At 60.7% G+C, this 6,217-nt stretch carries 4 protein-coding genes; 2 read left to right on the top strand and 2 right to left on the bottom strand.

Going from position 1 to position 6,217, the window contains the following annotated elements; translation table 11 throughout:
* Positions 1 to 160 precede the first annotated feature (160 nt).
* Positions 161 to 1,831 carry an FMN-binding glutamate synthase family protein gene (locus tag ACTJJN_RS09080; RefSeq protein WP_020190008.1) on the top strand — a complete coding sequence of 557 codons (1,671 nt, stop codon included), beginning with the start codon at positions 161 to 163 and terminating at the stop codon, positions 1,829 to 1,831.
* Positions 1,832 to 1,957: 126 nt separating this feature from the next.
* On the opposite strand, the gene ACTJJN_RS09075 is transcribed toward ACTJJN_RS09080, so the two are convergent.
* Positions 1,958 to 3,277, bottom strand: a complete 1,320-nt coding sequence (locus tag ACTJJN_RS09075; protein WP_003255784.1) for an OprD family porin — start codon at positions 3,275 to 3,277, stop codon at positions 1,958 to 1,960.
* Between the two features lie 474 nt (positions 3,278 to 3,751).
* Here ACTJJN_RS09075 and ACTJJN_RS09070 point away from each other — a divergent pair, with 474 nt between their 5' ends.
* On the top strand, positions 3,752 to 5,821 hold the full coding sequence (locus ACTJJN_RS09070; RefSeq protein WP_014755042.1) for a TonB-dependent receptor: 2,070 nt from the start codon (positions 3,752 to 3,754) through the stop codon (positions 5,819 to 5,821).
* A 66-nt stretch (positions 5,822 to 5,887) separates the two neighbouring features.
* Here ACTJJN_RS09070 and ACTJJN_RS09065 read toward each other — a convergent pair whose 3' ends face one another.
* Positions 5,888 to 6,085, bottom strand: a complete 198-nt coding sequence (locus ACTJJN_RS09065) for a hypothetical protein (RefSeq protein ID WP_011953221.1) — start codon at positions 6,083 to 6,085, stop codon at positions 5,888 to 5,890.
* Positions 6,086 to 6,217 lie beyond the last annotated feature (132 nt).

Here is a 6,217-nt window from a genome sequence, read left to right as displayed (position 1 = left end):
CTGCTGCGCAGCCCATCGCGACACAAGGCCGCTCCCACAAAATAGGGCTGCGCAGACCTGGGAATTCGCAATCAGGTAACAGTCTTTTACCGATTACCCAGGTTTTCCGTCCCCTGCGTTTGCCTATCCTATGCCCGGTCATCCTGCCTGCGATGGACCCATGAAACACTCTCTTCCCAGCCGCTACGCCTGCCTCGTACTCTGCCTTGTCTTCACTTTCGCCAGCCTGCCCCTGCTGGCCCAACATGCCTGGCTGTGGCCGGTAACGCTGATCACCGCGCTGCTCAGCCTGGTCGGCCTGAATGACCTGCGTCAAAGCCACCATGCGGTGCGACGCAACTACCCGATCCTGGGCAATATCCGTTACCTGATCGAAACCATCCGCCCGGAAATCCGCCAGTACCTGATCGAAGGTGACGACGACAAGCTGCCGTTCTCCCGCTCGCAACGCTCGCTGGTCTACGCCCGCGCCAAGAACGAAAGCGCCGAGAAAGCGTTCGGCACGCTCAACGACGCCTACAAACCTGGTTTCGAGTTCATCAGCCATTCCATGCTGCCGGTGGCCACGCCAGACCCTGCCTCGTTCCGCATTGCCATCGGCGGGCCGCAGTGCCGAATGCCCTACTCGGCCTCGATCTTCAACATCTCGGCGATGAGTTTCGGCGCCCTCAGCGCCAACGCCATCGCCGCGCTCAACCGCGGCGCGCGCATGGGCCGGTTTGCCCATGACACTGGCGAGGGCAGTATCAGCCCATACCACCGTGAACACGGCGGCGACCTGATCTGGGAAATTGGCAGCGGCTACTTCGGCTGCCGCACCGAGGACGGTCGTTTCGACCCACAGCGCTTCGCCGAACAGGCCCGCTCGGCACAGGTGAAGATGATCGAGATCAAGCTCAGCCAGGGCGCCAAGCCTGGCCACGGCGGCATTTTACCGGGGCACAAGGTCAGCCCCGAAATTGCCGAGACCCGTGGCGTACGTGTAGGCGAGGACTGCATCTCGCCGGCGGCGCACAGCGCCTTCCGCACACCGGTCGAACTGCTGCAGTTCGTAGCCGGCCTGCGCGAGCTTTCGGGCGGCAAGCCCGTTGGCTTCAAGTTCTGCCTGGGCCACCCTTGGGAATTCATGGGTATTGCCAAGGCCATGCTCGCCACCGGCATCACCCCTGACTTCATCGTTGTCGATGGCAAGGAAGGCGGCACCGGCGCGGCACCTCGCGAGTTCAGCGACAACATGGGCGTGCCAATGCGCGAAGGCCTGATGTTCGTGCACAACACGTTGGTCGGCCTGAACCTGCGCTCCAGCATCCGCATTGGTGCGGCGGGCAAGATCGTCAGCGCCTTCGACATTGCCAGCGTATTGGCCATCGGCGCTGACTGGGTCAACTCGGCACGCGGCTTCATGTTTGCCATCGGCTGCATTCAGTCGCAAAGCTGCCACACCAACAAGTGCCCGACCGGCGTGGCGACCCAAGACCCTCTGCGCCAGCGCGCCCTGGTGGTGCCAGACAAGGCCGAGCGGGTGGCCAGCTTCCACCGCAACACACTGCACGCGCTGGCCGAGATGTTGGCTGCCGCAGGCCTGGAGCACCCTTCGGAGCTCAAGCCCAAGCACCTGGCACGGCGCATCAGCCCCAGTGAAATCGGGTTGTTTTCGGACTTGCACACATTCCTCAAGCCGGGCGAATTACTCAGTGGCTCGATCGAAAGCGAGTTTTATGCGCGGATGTGGCGGATGGCGCGTAGCGACAGTTTTGCGCCAGAGACGGGGGACACTGCAACACGAACTGTGGCATCAAGACTGCGCCACGAAGAGACTGAACCTGCATGACAAACATGACTGGGGCTGCACTGCAGCCCTTCCCGGGCGTGCCCGCTCCCACAAGTGCAGCGCCAGACTCGNCAAGCCCGCGAAGGGCCGCAGCGCGGCCCCAGCACTCATGCAAGCAACTGCAGATCAGAAGATGCTGATCGGGTACTCGACGAATACGCGGACTTCGTTGCCGTCGTCGTTGTAACCGTTCTGCTGCACGGCGTTGTTGGTACGCAAGAACGAGCTACGCAGCTTGATCGACAGGTCCTTGGCCGGGCCGTCCTGCACCACGTAACGGATCTGGTTGAAGATCTCGCGCTCTTTACCTTCGCCGAAGCCTTGCGGGTTGGCGACGTTACGGGTGTTGATGTTGTCACCCACCACGTAGGCCAGCTTGTAGGTCAGGCCCGGAATGCCATAGGCACCGAAGTCCAGGCCGTAGCCAAGCTGCCAGGAGCGCTCGTCTTCGGCGTTGAAGTCGGACCAGTACGAGTTGGCCAGGTAGATGGTGGAACCACCGTCACCCACGCCGCCGGCGTTCTGGTAGAAGCCGTAGTTGTAGCCAGTGCTGCCGGTGCTGCGCTGGTGAGCGAGGGTGAACGAGTGCGCACCGTACGCGTAGGTGGCTGCAAGGCTCCAGATGGTGTTGGAGTCGCCGTTCAGGCCTGCGGCTTTTACGTACTTGTTGTTGATGTCCGACTTGTAGCCGTTGAAGTCCAGGGTCAGGGACTGGTCGCTGGCGATCGGGAAGACGTAGTTCAAGCCCAGGTAGTGCTTCTTCATCACATCTTCGTTGTCGGCGGTGTACAGCGAAGCGGTGAAGTTGTCGGTGAACTTGTAGCTGCCACCTAAGACGTTGATCGACTTCAGGCCACCACCATCACGGCGCTCGGCGCTCTTGCGCGCTTCCTGGGTGAAGCGGCCGGCGTTCAGTTCCAGGCCCTGGATCTCTTTGGAGGTGATCAGGGTGCCGGTGAAGCTTTCTGGCAGCAGACGTGCATCGTCGTACTGCAGCACTGGCAGTGCTGGCATCTGGTCACCGTACTTCAGCACGGTGTTGGAAATGCGGAATTTCACAGCAGCACCACCACGCGCCAGGTTGTGCGGCGAGCTGGCGTTGCCTTCGGCATTGGTGGTTTCGTGCGGTTTGAAGAAGTCGACGCCGCCACCACCGTTGTGGCCTTTGCCACCATCCAGGCGCACGGCGTACAGGCCGAATGCGTCAACACCGACGCCAACGGTGCCCTGGGTGAAACCGGAGGAGAAGTTGGCGATGAACGCCTGGCCCCATTCGATCTGGTCGTCGGTGCCATGCTTCTTGTCACGGTTGATGTAGGCGTTGCGCAGAAGGACGTTGGCGTGACTGTCTTCGATGAAGCCCTTGCTGTCAGCCTGGTCATTGGCCTGAGCCTGGGTCGCGGCGATCATCGCCAGGGCGACCAGGCTGATCCTGGTTTTCAACATGTTGTTTTCCTTATTTCTTAATCAAAAACGCTCTGCAATATGACGCCAGGAACCAACGCCCCTTCGTAGGTTCGACGCTATGCGGATCCAGCCGGGCGGGCCGACCGGTAAGTTCACGGCGGCCCTTGGCAGCAGCTTGGCCAATACCATGGCCAGCTGGCGTTGGCCGAATCCTAGCCGTGTGCGATTACAAATGTCAAAAAGTCGTGAAATGCAGGTTGATATAACCAAAATTACCGGCCTGTCTGGTGCATTTCCATGCAGGTTTGCGCTATCAGCGGGCAATTTATCTTGTGTAGGAAATTGCCTTTTGATCGAGCGGACAATTTCCTGAAAGCAGGCAAAGCGTGGCCGTAGAGGTAGTTACAAACTGACACATATGTAAAGACAACCCTTTACAAATAGCCGAGCAAGAGCAAATAACAAGCATTACCATCCGCACTTTATTTTCAACTGCCCGTTCCGGATGTGCCCATGCTTGTACCCTGCCGTCTTTCACCCCTGACGCTTGGCCTGTCGCTGCTGTTCAGCGCCAGCCTGGCCAGCGCCGCCACCACCACACTGCCGGAGTCGTCGGTTACCGCCGACAGCGAGCGCGAGAAGGACAACCCGCGGGTCAAGGAGGTGAGCACCGCAACCCGCACCTCGACGCCCGTGCGTTATGTGCCGCAGGCCATCGATACGGTGAAAACCGCCAATGTGCTGGATTACGGCAGCAACACGCTGGGCAAGGCGCTGGAGGGTATCCCAAACGTCAGCAGCGGCGCCGACACCCGTTTTGACAGCGTACGCATCCGCGGCTTCGAGGCCAGCAACGACTTCTATCTGGACGGTATTCGCGACGACAGCCAGTACATTCGCGACCTGCACAACATCGAGCGGGTCGAAGTGCTGAAGGGGCCTGCAGCGGTACTGTATGGCCGTGGCAGCCAGGGCGGCATCGTCAACAGGGTCAGCAAGGCACCAGAGCCGGGTCGCCGCTCGACCATCGAAGCGCAGGCCGGCAGCGAAGACCTGCGCAGCCTGTATGCCGACCTCAGCGCCGACCCCAGCGACACGGTCAGCCTGCGCCTGAACATGGGCAACCAGGACAACAACAGCTTTCGCGAGGGTATTGACGGTAGCCGCCAACTGTTCGCCCCGTCGATCAGCTGGCAGATCACCCCCGACCTGAACTGGCTGGTGCAGTATGAATACAGCCGCTACAACCGCACACCAGACCGCGGCATCCCGAGTGTCAACGGCCGCCCGGCAGACGTCAGCCGCAGCGCCACCTACGGCGACCATCGCGACTACATTGACGACCGCGCCCAATCGCTGCGCTCGCGCCTGAACTACCAGTTGAACGAAACCTGGCAGCTGCGCCACACCCTGGGCCTGTTCAAACTCGACAGCGAGTTCGACAACACCTATGTCACGGGCTACAACGCCGGCACCAATACCTTGACCCGCCAACGCTGGCAGCAGGACCTGAACACCCGCAACCTGTTCAACAACCTGGAGGCCGAGAGCGACTTCGACACTTTGGGCCTTGAACACAAGCTGCTGCTAGGCCTGGAGTTCGGCAACCAGCGGCGCGATCCGCTGCTATACAGCGCCGGCAGCCAGAACCTGCCAGGCCTGGGCAAACCCAGCCAGCCGCACAATGGTACGTTGGCGGTATCGAGCAACAACCACACCGTGGTCGACAGCCGCGGGGTTTATCTGCAAGACCAGATTCGCCTGAACGATCAGTGGCAGGTTCTCGCCGGCGTGCGCTTTGACCAGTTCGAAGTGGAAACCACCAACAAGGATGGCTTGCGCGAACCGCAGGACAGCAACAGCACCAGCCCACGCCTGGGCATGGTCTACACGCCATGGCGCGACCATTCGTTCTACGCCTCGTGGAGCAAGACTTTCTCGCCGGTGGGCGGAGGCTTGATCGGCATCACCCCGGGGGCGCCGGGCAATACCAACGACACCCGTCCGGAGCAGACCCGGCAGAAGGAAATCGGGGTGAAAAGTGACTGGCTCGACCAGCGCCTGACCACCACCCTGGCCATCTACGAGCTGGAACTTTACAACCGCCGCACCCGCGACCCGAACGACCCGAACATCATCTTGCTCAGCGGCATGCAGCGTTCGCGCGGCATCGAACTGACAGCCACCGGCAACATCGTCGGCAACTGGTATGTACGCGGCGGCATTGGCCTGCAGGATGCGACCATCGTCAAGGACAATAACGGCCAGGAAGGCAACCGCATCAATGACGTGGCCAAGCGCAATGGCAGCCTGTTCGTGACCTGGAAACCTGAGCTGGGCTGGTACGCCGAAACCGGGCTCACACTGGTGGGCGAGCGTTATGCGGACAACCAGAACACCACGGTATTACCGGGGTATGGCCGTTGGGATGCACTGGCGGGGTATCGGACCCATGACTGGGATGTGCGGGCGGCATTGAGCAACATTGCTGACAAGACCTACTACAGCTCGGCAACCAGTGCGGCGCAGATCCAGGTGGGCGATCCGCGTAGCCTTGTGGTGACGGGTAGCTACAGTTTCTGATCTTAGTTGCCTGTACCTGCCTCTTCGCGAGCATGCCCGCGAAGGGGCAGGTACAGGTGCAATCAATCAGTGCCACACTGCCATCAGCGCCTGCATCTCTGCTTCGCTGATCAACCCTTGGGGGTATCGCCCGGCAAGCAGACGTCGTGGGTCGGTCGTCCTGACCCTGATGCTTCCATGGTGTTTCAACCGCTTCGCCAAAAGCCTGAGCGATTGGCGATCAACTGCCGATGGGCGCAAAGCCGACTCACTTGCTGCGTTCATGTCCACACGTACTCCCTGGCCCGTGAGCGGCTAATTTACGTAGGTATTGTTACAGATCAGAGGCGCGGCCTGGCCGTGCCATCTCGCTATCTGCTTGAAAAACAATACAAAACGTATGCCAGCTCGGGCCTC

The organism is Pseudomonas sp. 22515 (genome assembly GCF_052044625.1).
In the GTDB taxonomy this organism is placed as follows: Bacteria; Pseudomonadota; Gammaproteobacteria; order Pseudomonadales; family Pseudomonadaceae; genus Aquipseudomonas; species Aquipseudomonas alloputida.
Note: the sequence above shows the minus strand (reverse complement) of the source record. Positions and strands in the feature narration are given on the sequence as shown.

Coding starts and splice junctions, on each gene's coding strand:
- ACTJJN_RS09080 (WP_020190008.1), top strand. CDS start 161: ATGAAACACTCTCTTCCCAGCCGCTACGCCTGCCTCGTACTCTGCCTT.
- ACTJJN_RS09065 (WP_011953221.1), bottom strand. CDS start 6,085: ATGAACGCAGCAAGTGAGTCGGCTTTGCGCCCATCGGCAGTTGATCGC.
- ACTJJN_RS09075 (WP_003255784.1), bottom strand. CDS start 3,277: ATGTTGAAAACCAGGATCAGCCTGGTCGCCCTGGCGATGATCGCCGCG.
- ACTJJN_RS09070 (WP_014755042.1), top strand. CDS start 3,752: ATGCTTGTACCCTGCCGTCTTTCACCCCTGACGCTTGGCCTGTCGCTG.